Raw genomic sequence first — 21,127 nt, 5'->3', positions numbered from 1 at the left:
ACGTACAGAGGATGCCCACATGAAGCGCGCCCTGGCATTGACCCCAGCCGACCGCGATTTCTTTCATCGCTTCGACAACTTCGTTTTCAGCAATCCCTTCAGCGAGCAGCGCGCGCAGTTGCTCGACACCCTCGTCCCGTCCATGAGCACCGCGGCGTTGCAGAAGGACCGTCACGCGCTCAGCGCTGTCGTCGCGCGAAGGCTGGAAGCGTTCGACCGCGATCAGCCCTCACGCTTGACCGATTTCTCGGGCGAAGACAGGCAACTCGTGGAGGCGGCTCATCTGTACCTGACCTACCACCGTTTTCTGGACGACCTGGACCGCTTGCTCGAGCGGCAACTCGAATCCGATACTTCCGTCGAGCTCTGGTTCGCCGAGGATGTCTACGCCTGCATGGGGCAGCGCGGATTCTCGGACGATGCCATTGCGCGCTACCTCTCGTTTTTCTACCAACTGCGCCGCGCCTTCCACTTCATCGATCGCTCCCTTCCCGGCGACAGTCCGTCGATGCGACGCCTGAGGCTTTCATTGTGGGACAACACCTTCACCCACGACATGCACAACTTCAATCAGTGTCTCTGGAATCGCATGGAGGACTTCTCTACACTTCTCATCGGAGAAACAGGGACCGGCAAGGGCAGTGCAGCCATGGCCATAGGACGCTCCTCGTACATCCCCTACGCACCGGCACGCCGATGCTTTGCCGAGAACTTCACAAAAACCTTCATCGCCATCAATCTGTCTCAGTTTCCCGAAACCCTGATCGAGTCGGAACTCTTCGGACACAGGAAGGGCGCCTTTACCGGAGCCATCCAGGACCATAAGGGCGTGTTCGAGCGATGCAGCGCGCACGGAGCGCTGTTTCTCGATGAGATCGGCGAGGTGAGCGCACCGGTTCAAATCAAGCTGCTGCAGGTGCTGCAGGAGCGGACCTTCTCCTCACTCGGCAGCCACGCGCCGAATCGATTCAAAGGTAGGGTGATCGGCGCCACCAACCGGTCGCTGGCCGAGCTTCGCGCCGCAGGTCGGTTTCGCGATGACCTCTTCTACCGCTTGTGCTCCGACGTCATCATTGTTCCGCCACTGCGCATCCGCTTGCAGGAGAGGCCGGGAGAGCTCGAGCAGCTGGTCAGCATTCTTGTCGAGCGCATGCTGGGTGAGCCGAGCCCGACGCTCACCGATCAAGCCGTGTCGGCGCTCGAGCGCGATCTCCCCAAGCCGTATACATGGCCCGGCAACGTTCGGGAGCTAGAGCAGGCCGTACGCCAGATCCTGCTGACCGGCAGGTTCCACGCGAGCCCGGGAAAGCACGTGTCGACGCCTGACGACGATTTCCTGGCGGCCGTGCAAGCAGGCACACTGAGCGCCGATGAGCTGGTCTCTCGCTACTGCGCCCTGCTGCACCGGCGTTATCCGACCTATGTCGATGTGGCGAAGCGAACCGGCCTGGACCGCAGGACAGTCCGCAAGCACCTGTCGCCTCTTGGCTCCTGAGCATTCACTCGAGTTGATCGCCGGGTCGGCACCCGACCATGCCGTACTTCGAGGCAAGGCTCGGGTGCGGCAGAGCCGGCAGCGGCAGAGTCTGGGCATCGGCCCGCCCTGCCGCCAGGGCCTGCTGCAGCGTAGGCACCGTGGCGGACGGGTCGTCCCCCAGCACGCGCACCGCGCAGACCCCGCTGGCGCCGCTGCGCGCGGCCAGGGTCATCTGCTCGGCGCTCAGGATGCCGCCGATCGCCACCACCGGCACGCCGGCCATGGCGCACCACCAAGCCAGGTTGTCCAGGCCCTGCGCGCGCCAGGGCATGGCCTTGGTCAGCGTGGGCCAGACCGGGCCGCAGGCCACATAAGACGGAGCCAGAGTGCGGGCGCGCGCGAGCTCCCAGAGGCTGTGCGAGCTGATGCCCAGCTGCAGGCCGCTGGCGCGCAGTTCCTCACGCCCTGCCGGGCCCAGGGCCTGCAGGTCTTCCTGGCCCAGGTGCACGGCCGCAGCGCCGAGCTCGCGCGCCAGGCGCCAGTGGTCGTTGACGAACAGTCGCGCGCCATGCGCCTGGGCAGCGGCGACGCTGGCGCGGATCTCCTCGGACAGCAGGGCGCGCCAGGCCGCGTCGGGCTGGATCGGGGTCTTGATGCGCAGCTGCACGGTGCGCACGCCGGCCTGCAGCGCCTGGGCCAGGCGCGCTGCGCTGTCGACGATGGCGTAGAGGCCGAGGTCGGGCGCCGCGGACTCAGCGGCGCTGGGCTGCCAACGCGAGAAATCGGGGGCCTCGTCCCAGGACAGGCCGGGCAGCAGGGCCGGGTCGCTGGCGAAGCCGGTGGCCGCGGCGACCGGGCCGCGCCCCTGCCCCGCCGCATAGCCGCGCCGCAGGGCCAGCGTGGTCGCCATCTTGGCCAGCACCAGGGCGTCGGCCGGCACGAAGCCCAGGGCCAGGGCGGCAGCGGCGCTGCTGGCGAAGGTGCAGCCCGTGCCATGGCTGTGCTCGGTGGGCACGCGCGGCAGGGCCAGCCAGCCGGCAGCCTCAGCCGAGGCCATCCAATCGAGCGCCAGGCCATCGTGGTCGGTACTGTCGCCGCCGGTGATGCAGACGGCCTCGGTCCCGGCACGAAGCAATTCGCGCGCGAGTGCCGGCAGGTCCCGAGCTTCGGCGGCCGGCAGACCGAGCAGGCGCGCCGCCTCGGCGCGGTTGGGCGTGATCAGGGTGGTGCGCGGCAGCAGCTCGGCGCGGTAGGCCGCCAGGGTCTCGGCACTGGCGAAGTCGGCGCCGGTGCTGGCGCCGAGCACGGGGTCCACGACCAGGGCCAGCGGGCTCCGCGCGCGCAGCCGGTCCACCCAGCGCGCCACCACGGCCACCTGCTCGGGCCCACCGAGCAGGCCGGTCTTGATGGCCAGCGGCGGCAGGTCCTCGGCCAGGGCGGCGAGCTGCGCGTCGAGCAGCTCGGGAGCGACGGGTTGCACCCGCGTGACCGCCACCGAGTTCTGCGCCGTGACCGCGGCCACCACCGGGCACAGGTGCAGGCCGAAGGCCTCGGCTGCGCGCTGGTCGGCGGACAAGCCCGCGCCGCCGCCTGAGTCGGTGCCGGCGATGCTCCAAATCACCGGGCGGGCAACCCCCGTCATGGCGCGCCGCCAATCAGGAAGGGGTGGCCGGTGACGGGCGTGCTGGCCACGGCGTAGTCCTGCTTGGCCATCACGCCGGCCAGGCGGGCAGTGCGGCCGGCCTCGACGGCGAGGCGGAAGGCGCGCGCCATGGCGACCGGGTCGCTGGCTTGCGAAACGGCGGAATTCAGCAGCACCGCGTCGAAACCCATCTCCAAGGCCTGCGCCGCATGCGAGGGCGCGCCTATGCCGGCGTCGATGATCAGCGTGGTGTCGGGCAGGCGCTCGCGCAGCGTGCGCAGCGCGAAGGGGTTGAGCAGGCCCTGGCCGGAGCCGATCGGCGCGCCCCAGGGCATCAGCAGCGGGCAGCCCACGTCGAGCAGGCGGCGGCAGGTGACAAGGTCGTCGGTGCAGTAGGGAAACACCACGAAACCATCGCGCGCCAGCTGCTCGGCGGCCACCAGCAGCTCGAAGGGATCGGGCTGCAGGGTGTGCTCGTCGCCCACCACCTCGAGCTTGACCCAGGGCGTGTCGTAGAGCTCGCGCGCCATCTGGGCCAGCTGTACGGCCTCGCGCGCGCTGCGGCAGCCGGCGGTATTGGGCAGCAGGCGCGCGCCGGTCTCGCGCAGGGCCTCGCGGATCATGGCGACGAAACCGTTGTCGCCGGCCACGGCCAGCTGGCGCTTGAGGCCCACGGTGACCACGCCGGTGCCCGAGGCCAGGATGGCCTCGCGCAACACCTGGGGCGAGGGGTAGCCGGCCGTGCCGAGCAGGAAGCGGCTGGTCAGGAGCACGTCGCCCACCTGCCAGTGGTCGGAGGGCGCAGGGGTGGAAACAGGCGCAGGCATGAGCGTCCTCGCTAAGGAATTGAAGGTGGACGGCTCAGCCGCCCACGATGGGCTGGAACAGCAGCACGGCGTCGCCGACGACCAGCTGCCGCTCGCGCTGCGCGCGCGGCACGAAGTCGCCGTTGACGGCGGTGCTCACGGCGGCCGGCTCGTGACCCAGCGAGGCCACCAGGGCCGCCAGCGTGCTGCCGGCCGCCACGACCCTGGGCCGGCCGTCGAGCAGGATCTCGACACTGGCTTCGGTGGAAACAACAGGGGCGTTCATGCGCTCACCGCCTCGCGCTCGAGGATGGTGACGGGGCCGGACAGGCCGGCCGTGCTGAGGCCGCTGCCGCGCAGCGCGTCGTCGACCAGTGCCGGCGCCAGCAACCAGCCGTGGCGGAACAGGCCGTTGATGCGCAGGCAACGGCCGCGCCATTCGCTGCGCGGGGCGTTGTCGGGCAAGGCTGGACGCAGGTTGGCGTCCAGCCGAAGGATGCGCGCCTCGGCCAGGGCCGGCACCACGCTGTGGGCCGCGGCCATGAGCTCGACCGCGCTGCGCAACGACACCGGCGAGCGGTCTTCGCTTTCGATCTCGCTGGCGCCGACCAGCACCAGGTCGCCGGGGCGCGGCACCAGGTAGACGCGGTGGCGCGGATGCAGCAGCCGCACCGGGCGCTGCAGGCCATGGCCGGGCGCGTGCAGCCAGACCACCTCGCCGCGCACGCCGCGCAGCGGCCAGTGCGGCGCGGCGCCGGTACCGCGCACGTCGACCACCCAGTCGAAGGCGGCCTGGCTGCCGTCGTCGAACTGCATCCGGCCGTCCTCGCGCAACTCGCGCACCGTGCGGCTCCAGTGCCACTGGACCGCCGGCGCCGCGGCTTGCAGAGCCATCAGCGTGGCCACGGTGTCGATCTGCCCCTCACCGGGCAGCAGCCATGCATGGGCCGGGCCCTGGACCGCAGGTTCGAGCGCGGCGAGCTGGGCCGGGGTCAGAGGCTGGACCGCCCCGCCCGGCTGGCTGGCTTGCCAGACGGGCGACTGCGTCGCCTGCGCCAGGCGCGCGAGCACGCGCTGCGCCGCACCCAGGTCGGGCCGGTGGGCCAGCAGCAGGCTGCCGCGCTCGGCCATGAACGGCCGCTGCGGCAGGGCCGCGACGATGCCGCGCCACAGGGCGATCGAGCGCCAGCCCAGGGCCGCCACCGCAGGCTCGGCGTTGTCGAGCTCGGCCAGGGGACTCAGCATGCCGGCGGCGGTGAAGCCCGCCGCCTGCAGGCTGGCGCCCTCCGGCAGCTCGGCGCGAAAACGCGGCTGCGGCCCGGGTGCCGGATCGAACACGCTGACGCTGTGCCCCAGCGCCGACAGGCGCCAGGCCAGCAGGCGGCCCAGCAGCCCGGCGCCGGCGATGCCAATAGCCAAGGCTTTCATGGCAGCGGACTCAGGCGGCCGGCTGGATCGGGATGTAGAACTCGCCGCCTGCGGCCTTGAACTCGGCCGACTTGGCCGCCATGCCCTCGGCCAGCGCCGCCTCCTCCGACATGCCCTGCTGCGCGGCGAATTCGCGCACCTCCTGCGTGATCTTCATGGAGCAGAACTTGGGACCGCACATGGAGCAGAAATGCGCCTCCTTGCTCGAGTCCTTGGGCAGGGTTTCGTCGTGGAAATCGCGCGCCGTGTCGGGGTCCAGGCTGAGGTTGAACTGGTCGTGCCAGCGGAACTCGAAGCGCGCCTTGGAAATCGCGTCGTCGCGCCCGCGCGCGCCCGGGTGGCCCTTGGCGACGTCGGCCGCGTGCGCGGCGATCTTGTAGGCGATGATGCCCTGCTTGACGTCGTCGCGGTCCGGCAGGCCCAGGTGCTCCTTGGGCGTCACGTAGCACAGCATGGCCGTGCCCATCCAGCCGATCATGGCGGCGCCTATGGCCGAGGCGATGTGGTCGTAGCCCGGCGCGACGTCGATGGTCAGCGGGCCCAGGGTGTAGAACGGCGCCTCGTGGCAATGCTTGAGCTGCTCGTCCATGTTGGCCTGGATCAGGTGCATGGGCACATGGCCGGGGCCTTCGATCATGGTCTGCACGTCGTGCTTCCAGGCGATCTGCGTGAGCTCGCCCAGGGTGCGCAGCTCGGCGAACTGGGCCTCGTCGTTGGCGTCGGCGCCCGAGCCGGGACGCAGGCCGTCGCCGAGCGAGAAGCTCACGTCGTACTGCTTCATGATGTCGCAGATGTCCTCGAAGTGCTCGTACAGGAAGCTCTCCTTGTGGTGGGCGATGCACCACTTGGCCATGATGGAGCCGCCGCGCGAGACGATGCCGGTGCGGCGGTTGGCCGTGAGGTGGATGAAGGGCAGGCGCAGGCCGGCGTGGATGGTGAAGTAGTCCACGCCCTGCTCGGCCTGCTCGATCAGGGTGTCGCGGAAGATTTCCCAGGTCAGGTCCTCGGCCACGCCGCCGACCTTTTCCAGTGCCTGGTAGATCGGCACCGTGCCGATCGGCACCGGGCTGTTGCGCACGATCCAGTCGCGCGTGGTGTGGATGTTCTTGCCGGTCGACAGGTCCATCACGTTGTCGGCGCCCCAGCGGATCGCCCAGACCAGCTTCTCCACTTCTTCCTCGATGCTCGAGGTCACGGCCGAGTTGCCAATGTTGGCGTTGATCTTGACCAGGAAGTTGCGGCCGATCGCCATCGGCTCGACTTCGGTGTGGTTGATGTTGGCCGGAATGATGGCGCGGCCGCGCGCCACTTCGTCGCGCACGAACTCGGGCGTGATGATTTCGGGGATGCGCGCACCCATGGGGTTGCCGCGCAGGCGCTGCTCGCGCGAGGCATCGCCCAGGTACTCGCGCAGCCACTCGCGCTTGCCGTTCTCGCGCAGCGCCACGTACTCCATCTCGGGCGTGATCAGCCCCTTGCGCGCGTAGTGCATCTGCGAGACGTTCATGCCGGATTTGGCGCGGCGCGGCTGGCGCTGCAGCGCTGCGGCCTCGGCGCGCAGCTGGGCGATGCGCTCGGCGTCGCGGTCCTCGTGCTTGGCGCCGTCGTCCAGCGCCACGCGCTGGCGGCCCTGGTAGGTTTCGGTGTCGGCGCGGTCGGCGATCCAGGCGGCGCGCACCTCGGGCAGACCGCGACGCACGTCGATGCTGGCCTGGGGATCGGTGTAGGGACCGGAGGTGTCGTAGAGCGACACCGTCTCGCCATTGGTCAGGAGCACGTCCCGCACCGGCACGCGCAAGTCTTCGCGCGAGCCCTGGATGAAGGATTTGGTGGAGGCGGGGAAGGGTTCGCGGGTGAGCGTCAGCAGCTGCTGGAACTTGTCAGGGGCGTTCATGGGGTCTCCTGGTGAATGGAAACTCCGGCGTTCACCCCTTGCCTGCGTTGGGCACGCGGGCCAGGCCATGACACTGTCTCATCCTTACGCCGGTACTAGCCGGATCAAGTTGGCGGGTTCGGAATTACCGTCTCAGCGCGCCTGTAGCGTGCACCCCGGAGCAGGCTGCATGATAACCGCTTCAGCGCGCTGCGCAAGCGGCGCGAACCCTTCCCCCGGGAATGCGCGTCAGGCACAAAAATTTCGAGGCCAGCCCGGAAAAGGGGTTTTTTAACTTCTATAATGGAAGGCTATTCCCCGATAGCTCAGTCGGTAGAGCGCCGGACTGTTAATCCGTAGGTCCCTGGTTCGAGCCCAGGTCGGGGAGCCAAATCTCATCATCGTCGATACCGAACATTCCCCGATAGCTCAGTCGGTAGAGCGCCGGACTGTTAATCCGTAGGTCCCTGGTTCGAGCCCAGGTCGGGGAGCCAGCCAAAAGGCCTCGCGCAACAGCGCGAGGCCTTTGTTTCTTTCAGACACCAACCCGTCATTGAATTGACACGCCGGACGCGTATTCTTGAGTATGTTGGTTCGGGAAAATGGGAGACAAATTGTGACATCTAACGAGTACCGCATCGAAAGCCGGCATCCAATCATGAATCGGCTGCTGCCGCGCTGCGCACCAGCGCACGCCTACAAGAACCTCTCGATGGCCGTCGCGATCGCTGCCAAATGCGTGCCCAACAGCTTCGGCGACGAAGTCCGCGTGGTGCATGTGCCCAGCGGCGACATCGTGTTCCGCATCCAAAGCCCGCAGGCCAGCGACATCGACGGCGCCTGAAAGCCCGACGCGCCTCAGGCCTCGGACAATTCGATGTCGACGGTCTGGGGTCGCACCCAGCGCGGCGACTCACGCGTCGCATCCATGCAGCCCCCACCGGCATAGACACCACCCGGGTCGCGCAGGCGGAACATGCGCTCGAACACCCTCTCGCGTGCGGCCGGATCCTGAAGGGTCTGCGCCACCAGCTGATCCACGCGTTCCTCGTCCATCTGCAACTCGCCCGCGGCGTCGCGGTAAGTGCCATGGCGCCAGTGGTAGACCTCCACGCACTTTGCCAGCAGGCTGTAAGGCCGCTCGCGCCGCCAGAAATTCGGAAACTGGCCTGCGCCCAGATACACCACCCAGGAGCCCTCGAACCCGGCCACATCGGCTGAATCGCTGTCCGGGTTGCGGAACCAGACCCGGTCCCCCGGGATGTAATAGGTGATGGGCAGCGGCGCTTCCAGCGAACCGTGCTCGCGCAGGAACACCTCGTGAAAGCGCCGCGACATGATGGCGCGGCTCTCCCACTGTCGCTGCAGCCGGGACAGCAGGCCTGGGTTCACCAGCTGGGCCTCCTGGGCAATGGCCAGCAGGATCACGTACTCGGTCGCCCGGTAGCAGGAAAAAGAATAGGCCTGCGTCGCAAGCGCCGGCTGCGTGGCCCTCTGCAGGGCCGGGATCAACGGCCGGCCGGCACGCAGGGTGAAGCCGGACGCCGCCGCGTAGCGCCAGTCCTCGGCCGGGCGCTCGATCTGCGTTGTATGAAAATTCATCGCCGTCCTGCGCGCCGCCTGCACGATGGCCTGGCGCATGCGCACGGCCGATTCGAGCTCCTCCCAACTCGGGAAGACCAGCGGCGACGGGCTCAGCAGCATGGCCAGCAGGATTTCGCGCGCCAAGTCGTCCGCGCAGGCTCGGGTGTCGAGCCGCAGACGGGCGCACAGTTGCAGGGTGTCCGAACCAGGCGCCCAGCAGCGCGCCTCGGCCTCCTGCAGCGCAAAAGCCACTGCATGGGGCGCGTTCGGCTCCGCGGGGCGCAGACGCAGATGCTGCCGCAAGCCCAGCGCGACCATCCGGGCCATGAATGCTTCGACGGCGCGCACCGCCTCCTGGGGGGTGGTGGCCTTCACCACGATGCCGCCGCTCACGGGCAGAGCCCTTTGCTACACCTCATGCCTCGTCTCTCTCCACATGTTGTATTTGCTCACAATATAAGGCCAAGCGCGGCCAGGGCCCACGCCCGCCATGTGCGGCGGATTCCCCAAAGCGGCGATAATATCCCCGCGTACTCTGCCCACAGGTCGCCGTGCACGCCCCCGCCCCGCTCATCTGGCTTGCCCCCCGCGAGCCCTTTCCGCCGATCACCCAAGCCTGGGATGCCGGCAGCCCGGCGCCAGGCCTGTTGGCGGGCGGTGGCAGCCTGGACGTGCCCACCCTGCTCAAGGCCTATGCCCAAGGCATCTTCCCCTGGTTCAGCACCGGCCAACCCATCCTGTGGTGGAGCCCCGATCCGCGCATGGTGCTCGACGTCGCGCGCTTTCGACTGCACCGTTCGCTGCGCAAGACGCTGGAGCGCTTCAAGGCCGACCCGCGCTGCGAGATCCGCTTCGACACCGCCTTCGGCAAGGTCATACGCGCCTGCGCGGCCAGCCCGCGCCTGGGCCAGTCGGGCACCTGGATCCTGCCCGAGATGGCGCACGCCTACGAGGACCTGCATGCCGCCGGCTTCGCCCACAGCGTGGAAACCTGGGTGGATGGTCGCTTGCTCGCGGGGCTCTACGCCGTCGCCATAGGCCGCGCGGTGTTCGGCGAATCCATGTTCACGAGCGTGGACGACGGCTCCAAGCTGGCCTTGGCGGCCCTGGTCGCCTTCTGCCGCCACCACGGCCTGCAGCGCATCGACTGCCAGCAGAACACCAGGCACCTGGCCTCGCTGGGGGCCGCGGAGATGCCGCGCGCGGAGTTCGTGGCCCATGTGGCCCGGCAGAGCCGCCTGGCCGGGCCGGCGTGGCGCTTCGACCCCGTATACTGGAACGAACTCCTGCCCCCGCCGACCGCCGCCAAGTGACGCACCTCAAGGACCTTCCACTCCAGGCGCTGCAGTTCTATGCCACGGCGCCCTACCCCTGCAGCTATCTGCCGGGCCGGCAGGCGCGCTCGCAGGTGGCCACGCCCAGCCACCTGATCCACAACGACACCTATTCCAGGCTGGTGACCCAGGGCTTCCGGCGCAGCGGCATGTTCACTTACCGCCCCTACTGCGACGGCTGCCGAGCGTGCGTGCCGCTGCGGGTCAAGGTCGCCGAGTTCCAGCCCGATCGCAGCCAGCGCCGGGCGCTGGTCCGCCACCAGCAGTTGCAGGCGCGCGTGCTCAAACTCTGCTTCGTGCCCGAACACTACCAGCTCTACCTGCGCTACCAGACGGGACGCCATGCCGGAGGCGGCATGGACCACGACAGCATCGACCAGTACACGCAATTCCTGCTGCAAAGCCGCGTGAACTCGCGCCTGGTCGAGTTCCGCGAACCGGCTGGGGACGGACGCGCCGGCGCATTGCGCATGGTCAGCATCCTCGACGTGCTCGACGACGGCATCTCGGCCGTCTACACCTTCTACGAACCCGACGCCCGGGCCAGTTACGGCACCTACAGCGTGCTGTGGCAGATCGAGCAGGCCCGGCAACTGGGCCTGCCCCACCTGTACCTGGGTTATTGGATCGCCGAGAGCGACAAGATGCGCTACAAGCAGCATTTCCAGCCCTTCGAGACACTGAGCGATGGGCGCTGGATTCCTGGCCCCAAGGTGGGCAGACGCTGACGGCCGGCATGCGCTGGGGCCAGCGATGGCACCAATCGATTTCACAAGATAAAATCTAGTGAAACCAGACAAAATCGGAACATGCGCAAGTCAGACCCCAATCTCCCGGCAACGCCCACCATCCAGGTCATCGAGCGCATGTTCGCGCTGATCGACGTGCTGGCCTCGCGCGAGGAGGCCATCTCGCTGAAGGAGATCAGCGAGAAGACCGGCCTGCATCCGTCGACCACGCACCGCATCCTGAACGACCTGGCCACCGGCCGCTTCGTCGACCGCCCCGAGGCGGGCAGCTACCGCCTGGGCATGCGCCTGCTGGAACTGGGCAACCTGGTCAAGGGGCGGCTGAACGTGCGCGATGCCGCGCTGGCGCCGATGCGCGAGTTGCACAAGCTCACCCAGCAACCGGTCAACCTCAGCATGCGCCAGGGAGACGAGATCGTCTACATCGAGCGCGCCTACAGCGAGCGTTCGGGCATGCAGGTGGTGCGCGCCATCGGCGGACGCGCCCCCCTGCACCTGACCTCGGTGGGCAAGCTCTTCCTCGCGGCCGACGACCCGCAACGGGTGCGCGCCTACGCGACGCGCACCGGCCTGAGCGGCCACACGCGCAACAGCATCACGCAACTGCCGGTGCTCGAGCGGGAATTGGCCAAGGCCCGGCAGTACGGCATCGCGCGCGACAACGAGGAACTGGAGCTCGGCGTGCGCTGCATGGCTGCCGGCATCTACGACGATCAAGGGAAGCTAGTCGCCGGCCTGTCGATTTCGGCGCCGGCAGACCGGCTCGACGAGAGCTGGCTGCCCAAGCTGCAGACGACCGCGAACGAGATCTCGGCCGCCCTGGGCTGCAAAGCCACGGCACCTTCCTCGGCGCAACAGCACCGGGACGCCGCATGAAGCGCGGGAGGATCAGCCGCTGACGCGCGCGGCGGCTGAGACCGAAGAACTGGTTTCGACCCAGCGTCGCACGCGCTCGGCATCGCCGAGGCGGCTGAACTTGCCGGCCGAGTCGAGGAACACCATGATGAGCTTGCGCCCCGCCACCCTGGCCTGCATGACCAGGCACTGGCCGGCCTCGGAGATGTAGCCGGTCTTCTGCAGGCCGATGTCCCACTGCGGGCTCTTGACGAGGCGGTTGGTGTTGTTGAACTGCAGCGTGCGGTTGCCCACCTCGACCTCGTGACCCGGCGAGGTGGACAGCTCGCGCAGCATGGAATCGTTGTAGGCCGCGGCCACCAGCGTCGCCAGATCGCTGGCGCTGGACTGGTTCTGGCTCGACAGGCCGGTCGGCTCCACGTAGCGCGTGTCCTTCATGCCCAGGGCCTTGGCGCGCACGTTCATTTGCGCCACGAAGGTGGACAGGCCACCCGGGTAGGTGCGGCCCAGGGCATGGGCCGCCCGGTTCTCGCTGGACATCAGCGCCAGATGCAGCAGCTCGCCGCGGCTGAGCGAGGAGCCGACCCGCAGGCGGGAGCTGCTGCCTTTTTCGGTGTCCACGTCGTCCTGGGTGATGGTGATCATTTCGTCCAGCGGCAGCTTGGCCTCGCTGACGATCAGGCCCGTCATGAGCTTGGTGAGCGAGGCGATCGGCAGCACCGCATGGTCGTTCTTGCTCAGCAACACCTCGCGGGTATCCTGGTCGATCACCAGGGCGACGCTGGACTTGAGGTCGAGCGGGTCCTGGGTCGCGTGCAGGCCGGCGAGCTGGCCATACGACAGCCGCGCGGGTTCGGCACGCGAGGCGGAGACGGCATTGCGGACCCGCCGCGTCACGGGCACGGCCTTGCGCACGCTCTTGGCGGATGCGGTGGCCACGGGCTTCTTCACGCTCACCCGCTTGCGCTGGGCCGCCTCGGCGTTGAAAGCCAGCAGGGTCGAGCAGACGGCCGACACCACCATGAATTGAAGCAAGCGACGGACAGCGAGATGTTTCACAAGAACCATATTAGTTAACATTTGCTGACCTCGGTAGGCGAATGACACAAGCGAAGTGTATCCAAACTAAAAAAACCGCGCAATATCAATCACTTGCGCGGTTTTTCTAATTGCAGCCCGTAATTATAGGTGTTAACCCTAGCCTTGTGCAGCCACTCTGTCAGCTTTGCTCTGTAACTTGTTGAGCGCACTCAGATAAGCCTTGGCCGAGGCCACCACGATGTCGGGGTCGGCACCCACGCCGTTGACCACCCGGCCGCTGTTTTGCAGGCGCACGGTCACCTCGCCCTGGCTTTCCGTCGACCCGCTGATCGCGTTCACCGAGTACAGCACCATCTCGGCCCCGCTTTGCACATGCGACTCGATGGCCTTGAGCGAGGCATCGACCGGCCCGTTGCCGTCGGATTCGCCGCGCACCTCCTTGCCGTCCACGGTGAAGACGATGGCCGCGTGAGGCCGCTCCCCCGTCTCGCTGTGCTGGGCCAGGGACACGAAGCCGTAGCTCTCGTCCTCGCCGGCCGAATGCTCCTCGCTGACCAGGGCCAGGATGTCCTCGTCGAAGATCTCGCTCTTGCGGTCGGCCAGCTCCTTGAACTTGGCGAACGCGTGGTTGACGTCGCTCTCGCTCTCGAGCTGCACGCCCAACTCCTGCAGGCGCTGCTTGAAGGCATTGCGGCCGCTGAGCTTGCCCAGCACGATCTTGTTGGCTGACCAGCCCACATCCTCGGCACGCATGATCTCGTAGGTGTCGCGCGCCTTGAGCACGCCATCCTGGTGGATGCCCGAGGCATGGGCGAAGGCGTTGGCGCCGACCACGGCCTTGTTGGGCTGGACCACGAAGCCGGTGGTCTGGCTGACCATGCGGCTGGCCGCCACGATGTGCCGGGTGTCGATGCCCACCTCCAGGCCGAAGTAGTCCTTGCGCGTCTTCACCGCCATGACCACTTCCTCGAGCGAGCAATTGCCAGCCCGCTCGCCCAGGCCGTTGATCGTGCATTCGACCTGGCGCGCACCACCGATCTTGACGCCGGCCAGCGAATTGGCCACGGCCATGCCCAGATCGTTGTGGCAGTGCACCGACCAGATGGCCTTGTCCGAGTTGGGGATGCGCTCGCGGAGCTGCTTGATGAAGTTGCCGTAGAGCTCCGGAACGGCGTAGCCCACGGTGTCGGGCACGTTGATGGTAGTGGCGCCCTCGGCGATCACCGCCTCCAGCACGCGGCACAGGAAATCCGGGTCGCTGCGGTAGCCGTCCTCGGGACTGAACTCCACGTCCGCCACCAGGTTGCGCGCAAAGCGCACCGACTGTTTGGCCTGCTCAAACACCTGCTCGGGCGTCATGCGCAGCTTCTTCTCCATATGCAGCGGCGAGGTCGCGATGAAGGTGTGAATGCGCGCGCTGTTGGCCCCCTTGAGGGCCTCGGCCGCCCGCGAAATGTCACGGTCGTTGGCGCGCGACAGCGAGCAGATGGTGGAGTCCTTGATGGCGTGGGCGATGGCCTGCACCGCCTCGAAATCACCGTTGGAGCTGGCCGCGAAGCCGGCCTCGATCACGTCCACGCGCAGGCGCTCGAGCTGGCGGGCGATGCGCAGCTTCTCGTCGCGGGTCATGGACGCGCCCGGAGACTGCTCGCCGTCACGCAAGGTGGTGTCGAAAATGATCAATTTGTCAGCCATGTGATTTCTCCTGTTTCATCGAATCCCGCAACCTGGAAACCAGCCCTGCAAAACAAAAGGCCCGCTGCGGGTGCATACGGGCCTTTGTGGAAATGGTGCGCGCGCGCTACTGTCTCCGCCCGTGTGGCGATAGCAGGAGTAGGGCCAGCGAAATCTTTTCCATGAAAATAAATGTAGCACAGTTCCCGGCCAGCCGGGCATCGCACCTCGAGAGCCCGGCCATCACTTGTGGAGGCCCCGCTCGTCGGGCTCCTCGGTCGAGGTGCTGATCACGCTGGTCTGCAGCCCCTTGGTCTTGCGCCAGCCGTAGACCACGTAGCCGCTCAGGCCATAGACCACGAACAGGCCGAACAGCACGGTGGGCGGGTGGATGTTGATCACGGCGATGCCCAGCGCAATCAGCACGATGACGGCGAACGGCACGCTCTTTTTCATGTGCACGTCCTTGAAGCTGTAGAACGGCACGTTGGTCACCATGGTCAGGCCTGCATACAGGGCCAGCGCGAACGTCGGCCAAGCCACCTCCGGGCCGCGGATCTCGGCCTCGGTCATGATCCAGATGAACCCCGTCACCAGGGCCGCCGCCGCCGGCGAAGGCAGGCCCTGGAACCAGCGCTTGTCGACCACGGCAGTGTTGACGTTGAAGCGCGCCAGACGCAGCGCCGCGCAGGCGCAGTAGACGAAGGCCGCGATCCAACCCCAGCGCCCCAGGCCCTTGAGCGCCCATTCGTAGGCAATCAGGGCCGGCGCGGCGCCGAACGACACCATGTCGGACAGCGAGTCCATCTGCTCGCCGAAGGCACTTTGCGTGTTGGTCATGCGCGCGACCCGGCCGTCCAGGCTGTCGAGCACCATGGCGCTGAACACGCCCACCGCGGCCATGTCGAAACGGCCGTTCATGGCCATCACGACGGCGTAGAAACCGCCGAACAGCGCCGCCAGCGTGAACAGGTTGGGCAGGATGTAGATGCCCTTGCGGCGCTTGCGCACCGCAATGCCCTCCTGGGCTTCGTGATCGGACTCGGTCCCGTCGTGCATAAGAAAAACCTGTTCGTCGATATGGCTTGTGCCGCCGAGGCGACGACTCGCGAGGCGGGGAGCAGCAGTGTAAGCGAGTCGCGCTGCCGACCCAAAAGACAAAGGCCACCGAAGTGGCCTTTGCGACTGCCTGGGGCAGGATCAGTTGCGGGTCTGGTCGACCAGCTTGTTCTTGGCGATCCAGGGCATCATGGCGCGCAGCTTGGCGCCGACCACCTCGATCTGGTGCTCGGCGTTCAGGCGGCGGCGGCTGATCAGCGTGGGCGCGCCGGCGGCGTTCTCCAGCACGAAGCTCTTGGCGTATTCACCGGTCTGGATGTCCTTGAGGCACTGGCGCATCGCGTCCTTGGTGGCCTCGGTCACCACGCGCGGGCCGGTCACGTACTCGCCGTATTCCGCGTTGTTGGAGATCGAGTAGTTCATGTTGGCGATGCCGCCTTCATAGATCAGGTCGACGATGAGCTTGAGCTCGTGCAGGCACTCGAAGTAGGCCATCTCGGGCGCATAGCCGGCCTCGACCAGGGTCTCGAAGCCCGCCTTGATCAGCTCGACGGTGCCGCCGCACAGCACGGCCTGCTCGCCGAACAGGTCGGTCTCGGTCTCTTCGCGGAAGTTGGTCTCGATGATGCCGGCCTTGCCGCCGCCGTTGGCCATGGCGTAGGACAGGGCCAAGTCACGCGCCTTGCCCGACTTGTCCTGGTGCACGGCCACGAGGTGGGGCACGCCGCCGCCCTGGGCGTAGGTGCTGCGCACGGTGTGGCCAGGGGCCTTGGGCGCGACCATCCAGACGTCGAGGTCGGCACGCGGCTGCACGAAGCCGTAGTGCACGTTGAAGCCGTGGGCGAAGGCCAGCGAGGCGCCTTGCTTGATGTTGGGCGCCACGTCGTTCTTGTAGACATTGGCGATCTGCTCGTCGGGCAGCAGGATCATGACCACGTCGGCGGCCTTCACGGCGTCGGCGACCTCGGCGACCTGCAGGCCGGCCTTCTCGACCTTGGGCCAGGAGGCGCCGCCCTTGCGCAGGCCGACCACCACCTTGACGCCGCTGTCGTTCAGGTTCTGGGCGTGGGCGTGGCCTTGCGAACCGTAGCCGATGATGGCCACGGTCTTGCCCTTGATCAGGCTCAGGTCACAATCTTTGTCGTAAAAAACCTTCATGCTGTTCTCCGATGAATGGGGTTGGCGAAATCGCCCTTCGACAGGCTCAGGGCGAACGCTTGTCAACAATCGCCATGCAAAGGTTCGGTCGCGTCGAGCCCGCCAAAACGCGCCCGAACCGTGAAAATCAAACGCGCAGTATTCTCTCACCGCGGCCGACGCCGCTGGAGCCGGTGCGCACGGTCTCCAGGATCGCGCTGCGGTCGATCGCTTCCAGGAAAGCGTCGTTCTTGGACTGGTCGCCCGTCAGCTCGATGGTGTAGCTCTTCTCGGTCACGTCGATGACGCGGCCGCGGAAGATGTCCGCCATGCGCTTCATCTCCTCGCGCTCCTTGCCGACGGCGCGCACCTTGACCATCATGAGCTCGCGCTCGATGTAGGCGCCCTCGGTCAGGTCCACCACCTTCACGACTTCGATCAGCCGGTTCAGGTGCTTGGTGATCTGCTCGATCACGTCGTCCGAGCCGGTGGTCTGTATCGTCATACGGGAGAGGCTGGGATCCTCGGTCGGCGCCACGGTCAGCGACTCGATGTTGTAGCCGCGCGCAGAGAACAGGCCGACCACTCGGGACAATGCGCCTGCCTCGTTCTCGAGCAGGACGGCGATGATGTGTTTCATGTGAGATTCCTCTTTTCGCTGCCCTCCCCCGCACACGGTAATGCGCGGGCTCGGCAGGCAATAGATTCGTCAGGTGTTGAGGTGAAAATCAGGCCCGATCCCCGGACCTGGTCCGGGTGTCTTACAGGTCCTCGGCGCCGAGCAGCATCTCGGTGATGCCCTTGCCGGCCTGCACCATCGGGAACACGTTCTCGGTGGGGTCGGTACGGAAGTCCATGAACACCGTGCGGTCCTTGAGCCGGCGCGCCTCGCGCAGCGCGGGCTCGACGTCCTGCGGACGCTCGATCAGCATGCCGACATGGCCATAGGCCTCGGCCAGCTTCACGAAATTGGGCAGCGCGTCCATGTAGCTGTGGCTGTAGCGGCCGGAGTACTCGATCTCCTGCCACTGGCGCACCATGCCCAGGTAGCGGTTGTTGAGCGACAGGATCTTGATCGGCGTGTTGTACTGCAGGCAGGTCGATAGCTCCTGGATGCACATCTGCACCGAGCCTTCGCCGGTCACGCAGTAGACCTCGCTGTCCGGCTTGGCCAGCTTGATGCCCATGGCGTAGGGAATGCCCACGCCCATGGTGCCCAGGCCGCCCGAGTTGATCCAGCGGCGCGGCTCGTTGAACTTGTAGTACTGCGCGGCCCACATCTGGTGCTGACCCACGTCGGAGGTAACGTAGGTATCGGCGTCGCGGGTCATGTTCCACAGCGTCTCGATCACGTACTGCGGCTTGATGACATCCTGGTTGGCGCGGTCGTACTTGAGGCAGTCGCGCTTGCGCCAGCCCTCGATCGCTTCCCACCAGCCCGCCAGCGCGTTCGCATCGGGCTTGGCGCCGGACTCCTTGATCATCGAGATCAGCTCGGAAAGCACGTCCTTGACGTCGCCGACAATGGGGATGTCGACCTTGACGCGCTTGGAGATGCTCGAGGGGTCGATGTCGACGTGGATGATCTTGCGCTCGTTCTGCGCGAAGTGCTTGGGGTTGCCGATCACCCGGTCGTCGAAGCGCGCCCCCACGGCCAGCAGCACGTCGCAGTTCTGCATGGCGTTGTTGGCTTCGATGGTGCCGTGCATGCCCAGCATGCCGAGGAATCTGCGGTCGGTCGCCGGATAGGCGCCCAGGCCCATCAGCGTGTTGGTCACCGGGTAGCCCAGCAGGTCCACCAGGGTGCGCAGCTCCTGCGTGGCGTTGCCCAGCAGCACGCCGCCGCCGGTGTAGATGTAGGGCCGCTTGGCCGACATCAGCAGCTGCAGCGCCTTGCGAATCTGGCCACCATGGCCCTTGCGCACCGGGTTGTAGGAGCGCATGGTGACCGACTCGGGGTAGCCGGCGTAGGCGGTCTTGTGGAAGGACACGTCCTTGGGAATGTCCACCACCACGGGGCCAGGACGGCCGCTGCGGGCGATGTGGAAGGCCTTCTTCATCACCTCGGCGAGCTGGCGCACGTCCTTGACCAGGAAGTTGTGCTTCACGATGGGGCGCGTGATGCCCACGGTGTCGCACTCCTGGAAGGCGTCCAGGCCGATCGCCGGCGTCGGCACCTGCCCGGTGATGATGACCATAGGGATGCTGTCCATGAACGCCGTGGCGATGCCGGTCACCGCGTTGGTGACGCCGGGGCCCGAGGTCACCAGGGCCACGCCCACGTCGCCCGTGGCACGCGCATAGCCGTCGGCGGCGTGCACGGCCGCCTGCTCGTGGCGCACCAGCACGTGCTGGATAGTGTCCTGCTTGTAGAAAGCGTCGTAGATGTGGAGCACCGCTCCGCCGGGGTAGCCCCAGACGAACTTGACGTTCTCGGCCTGCAGGGCCTTGACGAGGATTTCCGCGCCACGAAGCTCCTGCGAGGCGTGAGCTGCGGAGGCGGCTGCGGCGGATGCCACTTCGGCTTTGGAGATTTCCATGTTCAACCTTTGCGAATTTCTCTGACGAAAAACCTTGGGTGCCCCTTCGCCTGACTCTTGTGAAGTTGCGTCGGGACTTGAGGCCAAGGCCATGGGCGTGCTGCTTGCTCCGCCGGACCGTGACCCGTTTGCTTTTAGATTTGCAGCGCGCATTATCGCACTGCGGCATGCCAAATGATCAAAGCCCGCGGAAAGCGGGCCCGAAATGCCATAATCCGCGACCAAAAATCCCTTCCCGGCACCGGCTTGTCCACCGCCGCCCCGAGTGGCAGACCATTTCCGCCCACCACAAGGCCTCACACGCACTTGGCAACCGAACAAGAACTCTCCGACTTCCTCAAGAGTGTCGAGAAACGGGCCTACAAGCGATGCGTGTACCACGTTCGCGAGGAAGAAGCCGCCCTGGACATCGTGCAGGACAGCATGATGAAGCTCGCCGAGCATTACGGCGACAAGCCCGCCGCCGAACTGCCCATGCTGTTCCAGCGCATCCTGTCCAACTGCATCCTGGACTGGTTTCGGCGCCAGAAGACGCGCAACGCGCTTTTTTCCAACCTGAGCGACTTCGAATCGGCGTCGGATGACGGAGAATTCGACTTGCTGGAAACTTTTGCGGGCGCAGACGACTCAGAGCGCGTGGAAAGCGCGGAAGACAGCACAAGGCGCCAGCAGACTCTGCGGGAGATCGAGGCGCAGATCCAGGAGTTGCCAGCACGTCAACGGGAAGCCTTTCTGATGCGTTACTGGGAGGAAATGGACGTTGCCGAAACAGCGGCGGCGATGGGCTGCTCGGAAGGGAGCGTCAAAACGCACTGTTCGCGGGCAGTCCAGGCCCTCAGCAAAGCACTGAAGGCCAAGGGAATACAGCCATGACGAATCGACACCCCGCTGAATCGCAGCAAGACCGCTACGCACTGAGACTGGCCGCCCGCCTGAGCGAAGGCAGCCAGAACCTGCCCTACGAGATCTCCGAACGCCTGCGTGCGGCCCGCATGCAGGCGCTGGCCCGCCGCAAGCTGATGAAGACCAGGACGGCCTCCGAAGTCGCTCTCTCCGGTGGCGGCGCCACGCTGACCCTGGGTGACGAGGGCCTCAATCTGTGGAGCCGGCTCGGCGCCCTGCTGCCATTGATCGCCCTGGCCGCCGGCCTGTTTGCCATCAACCTGGTCCAGGACGACGACCGCGCCCGCGAAATGGCGGATGTCGATGCCGCCCTGCTGACCGACGACTTGCCCCCAGACGCCTATACCGACCCCGGCTTCCTGCAGTTCATCAAGGTCGCCGGCCCGGCCGCACAAGCCCGCACGGAGCCCTGAGGCCCATGCCTGCGCCGCTGCTCGCCTGTCTGGCTGCCCTGGCGCTGGCCTCGGGCCTGGCCGCGGCCCAGCCCGTGCCGCCGGCCAAACCCGCCTCGGCCGCAGCGGGGCCCGGCGCATCGGTCAAGCCGGCGCCGGGGTGGAATGCGCTGAGCGCCGGACAGAAGCAGGCCCTCAGGCCGCTCGCCGGCACCTGGAACAGCCTGAGCGACCAGCAGCAGCGCAAGTGGCTGGCCCTGTCCAGGAACTTCGCCGCCATGTCACCGGCCGAGCAGGACACGCTGCACAGCCGCATGACCGAGTGGGCCGCGCTGAGCCCCCTGCAGCGCAGCCAGGCGCGGCTGAACTTTGCCGAGACCCGCAAGTTGCCGGCGGACGAGAAGAAGGCCAAATGGGAGGCCTACCAAGCCCTGAGCCCCGAGGAAAGGCACAAGCTGGCCTCGCGCACGGCCAAGCCGGCCGGCGCCGCCCTGGCGGTCAGGCCCGTGCCGCCGCAAAAGCTGGCGCTGCCGCCCGAGGCCAGGTCTGCTGCACGCAGGAACGAGACCCCCGGCACTGCCATCCCGCCCCAGCTGGTGCACCAGAACACCTTGCTGCCGCGCCTGCCGCCCC

Annotated in this window: 20 protein-coding genes, 2 tRNA genes and 1 riboswitch; of the genes, 10 read left to right on the top strand and 12 right to left on the bottom strand. The window is 67.0% G+C overall.

Annotated elements, in window-relative coordinates:
* Nucleotides 1-19: 19 nt before the first annotated feature.
* Nucleotides 20-1,495, top strand: coding sequence for a sigma 54-interacting transcriptional regulator (locus tag FFS10_RS08625; protein WP_137893581.1), 1,476 nt, complete (start codon nucleotides 20-22; stop codon nucleotides 1,493-1,495).
* A gap of 4 nt (nucleotides 1,496-1,499) precedes the next feature.
* Here FFS10_RS08625 and thiD read toward each other — a convergent pair whose 3' ends face one another.
* The 5 genes from thiD to thiC are packed head-to-tail and all read right to left on the bottom strand — an operon-like array spanning nucleotide 1,500 to nucleotide 7,247.
* Complete coding sequence (gene thiD / locus FFS10_RS08620; protein ID WP_137893579.1) at nucleotides 1,500-3,119, bottom strand: bifunctional hydroxymethylpyrimidine kinase/phosphomethylpyrimidine kinase; 1,620 nt, start codon at nucleotides 3,117-3,119, stop codon at nucleotides 1,500-1,502.
* On the bottom strand, nucleotides 3,116-3,946 hold the full coding sequence (locus tag FFS10_RS08615; RefSeq protein ID WP_137893577.1) for a thiazole synthase: 831 nt from the start codon (nucleotides 3,944-3,946) through the stop codon (nucleotides 3,116-3,118). The genes thiD and FFS10_RS08615 overlap by 4 nt, the downstream gene beginning before the upstream one ends.
* Nucleotides 3,947-3,980: 34 nt before the next feature.
* Entirely contained in the window at nucleotides 3,981-4,211 is a 231-nt protein-coding gene (gene thiS, locus FFS10_RS08610) for a sulfur carrier protein ThiS (protein WP_137893575.1), read from the bottom strand.
* Nucleotides 4,208-5,353 (bottom strand): FAD-dependent oxidoreductase, encoded by a 1,146-nt coding sequence (locus tag FFS10_RS08605; RefSeq protein ID WP_171016047.1) that lies wholly within the window; start codon nucleotides 5,351-5,353, stop codon nucleotides 4,208-4,210. The genes thiS and FFS10_RS08605 overlap by 4 nt, the downstream gene beginning before the upstream one ends.
* Before the next feature lie 10 nt (nucleotides 5,354-5,363).
* Nucleotides 5,364-7,247 (bottom strand): phosphomethylpyrimidine synthase ThiC, encoded by a 1,884-nt coding sequence (gene thiC / locus FFS10_RS08600; RefSeq protein ID WP_137893573.1) that lies wholly within the window; start codon nucleotides 7,245-7,247, stop codon nucleotides 5,364-5,366.
* Nucleotides 7,248-7,310: 63 nt separating this feature from the next.
* Nucleotides 7,311-7,415, bottom strand: a riboswitch (TPP riboswitch).
* A gap of 126 nt (nucleotides 7,416-7,541) precedes the next feature.
* On the opposite strand from thiC, the gene FFS10_RS08595 reads away from it, so the two are divergent.
* From FFS10_RS08595 to FFS10_RS08585, 3 genes are all read left to right on the top strand, one after another.
* Nucleotides 7,542-7,617: transfer RNA gene (locus FFS10_RS08595), tRNA-Asn, on the top strand.
* 27 nt (nucleotides 7,618-7,644) lie between these two features.
* Nucleotides 7,645-7,720 (top strand) — tRNA-Asn (locus FFS10_RS08590).
* 164 nt (nucleotides 7,721-7,884) lie between these two features.
* Complete coding sequence (locus FFS10_RS08585; protein ID WP_137893571.1) at nucleotides 7,885-8,070, top strand: hypothetical protein; 186 nt, start codon at nucleotides 7,885-7,887, stop codon at nucleotides 8,068-8,070.
* 14 nt (nucleotides 8,071-8,084) lie between these two features.
* Here the strand turns inward: FFS10_RS08585 and FFS10_RS08580 are convergent, their stop codons facing one another.
* Entirely contained in the window at nucleotides 8,085-9,203 is a 1,119-nt protein-coding gene (locus FFS10_RS08580) for a TGL-type protein-glutamine gamma-glutamyltransferase (RefSeq protein ID WP_137893569.1), read from the bottom strand.
* A 158-nt stretch (nucleotides 9,204-9,361) separates the two neighbouring features.
* Between FFS10_RS08580 and aat the strand changes: the two genes are divergently transcribed.
* From aat to FFS10_RS08565, 3 genes are all read left to right on the top strand, one after another.
* Nucleotides 9,362-10,123 (top strand): leucyl/phenylalanyl-tRNA--protein transferase, encoded by a 762-nt coding sequence (gene aat, locus FFS10_RS08575; RefSeq protein ID WP_137893567.1) that lies wholly within the window; start codon nucleotides 9,362-9,364, stop codon nucleotides 10,121-10,123.
* Entirely contained in the window at nucleotides 10,120-10,872 is a 753-nt protein-coding gene (locus FFS10_RS08570; protein WP_137893565.1) for an arginyltransferase, read from the top strand. The genes aat and FFS10_RS08570 overlap by 4 nt, the downstream gene beginning before the upstream one ends.
* 81 nt (nucleotides 10,873-10,953) lie before the next feature.
* Nucleotides 10,954-11,769 carry an IclR family transcriptional regulator gene (locus FFS10_RS08565; protein ID WP_137893563.1) on the top strand — a complete coding sequence of 272 codons (816 nt, stop codon included), beginning with the start codon at nucleotides 10,954-10,956 and terminating at the stop codon, nucleotides 11,767-11,769.
* Nucleotides 11,770-11,781: 12 nt separating this feature from the next.
* Here FFS10_RS08565 and pbpG read toward each other — a convergent pair whose 3' ends face one another.
* The 6 genes from pbpG to FFS10_RS08535 all read right to left on the bottom strand — a co-directional run bounded on the left by pbpG (nucleotide 11,782) and on the right by FFS10_RS08535 (nucleotide 19,199).
* A complete protein-coding gene (gene pbpG / locus FFS10_RS08560) occupies nucleotides 11,782-12,816 on the bottom strand; it encodes a D-alanyl-D-alanine endopeptidase (RefSeq protein WP_502702711.1) in 1,035 nt (344 codons plus the stop codon).
* A gap of 129 nt (nucleotides 12,817-12,945) precedes the next feature.
* Nucleotides 12,946-14,484, bottom strand: coding sequence for a 2-isopropylmalate synthase (locus FFS10_RS08555; RefSeq protein ID WP_137893561.1), 1,539 nt, complete (start codon nucleotides 14,482-14,484; stop codon nucleotides 12,946-12,948).
* A gap of 222 nt (nucleotides 14,485-14,706) precedes the next feature.
* Nucleotides 14,707-15,522 carry a CDP-diacylglycerol--serine O-phosphatidyltransferase gene (gene pssA / locus FFS10_RS08550; RefSeq protein WP_137893559.1) on the bottom strand — a complete coding sequence of 272 codons (816 nt, stop codon included), beginning with the start codon at nucleotides 15,520-15,522 and terminating at the stop codon, nucleotides 14,707-14,709.
* 141 nt (nucleotides 15,523-15,663) lie between these two features.
* On the bottom strand, nucleotides 15,664-16,680 hold the full coding sequence (gene ilvC / locus FFS10_RS08545) for a ketol-acid reductoisomerase (protein ID WP_137893557.1): 1,017 nt from the start codon (nucleotides 16,678-16,680) through the stop codon (nucleotides 15,664-15,666).
* Nucleotides 16,681-16,807: 127 nt separating this feature from the next.
* Nucleotides 16,808-17,299 (bottom strand): acetolactate synthase small subunit, encoded by a 492-nt coding sequence (gene ilvN, locus FFS10_RS08540; protein WP_137893555.1) that lies wholly within the window; start codon nucleotides 17,297-17,299, stop codon nucleotides 16,808-16,810.
* Between the two features lie 121 nt (nucleotides 17,300-17,420).
* Complete coding sequence (locus FFS10_RS08535; RefSeq protein ID WP_137893553.1) at nucleotides 17,421-19,199, bottom strand: acetolactate synthase 3 catalytic subunit; 1,779 nt, start codon at nucleotides 19,197-19,199, stop codon at nucleotides 17,421-17,423.
* 306 nt (nucleotides 19,200-19,505) lie between these two features.
* Here FFS10_RS08535 and FFS10_RS08530 point away from each other — a divergent pair, with 306 nt between their 5' ends.
* The 3 genes from FFS10_RS08530 to FFS10_RS08520 form a co-directional block, all read left to right on the top strand.
* The gene (locus FFS10_RS08530) at nucleotides 19,506-20,072 is read left to right on the top strand and encodes an RNA polymerase sigma factor (protein ID WP_137893551.1); all 567 of its coding nucleotides are present in this window, start codon (nucleotides 19,506-19,508) and stop codon (nucleotides 20,070-20,072) included.
* Nucleotides 20,069-20,515 carry a DUF3619 family protein gene (locus FFS10_RS08525; protein ID WP_137893549.1) on the top strand — a complete coding sequence of 149 codons (447 nt, stop codon included), beginning with the start codon at nucleotides 20,069-20,071 and terminating at the stop codon, nucleotides 20,513-20,515. The genes FFS10_RS08530 and FFS10_RS08525 overlap by 4 nt, the downstream gene beginning before the upstream one ends.
* A 5-nt stretch (nucleotides 20,516-20,520) precedes the next feature.
* Nucleotides 20,521-21,127, top strand: a 607-nt coding sequence (locus tag FFS10_RS08520) for a DUF3106 domain-containing protein (protein ID WP_137893547.1), incomplete at its 3' end; no start/stop codon positions are given.

Origin of the sequence: Ramlibacter sp. 2FC (genome assembly GCF_005503345.1) — a bacterium.
Lineage (GTDB): Bacteria > Pseudomonadota > Gammaproteobacteria > Burkholderiales > Burkholderiaceae_C > SCMQ01.
This window is presented reverse-complemented; position numbering and strand designations above follow the sequence as displayed.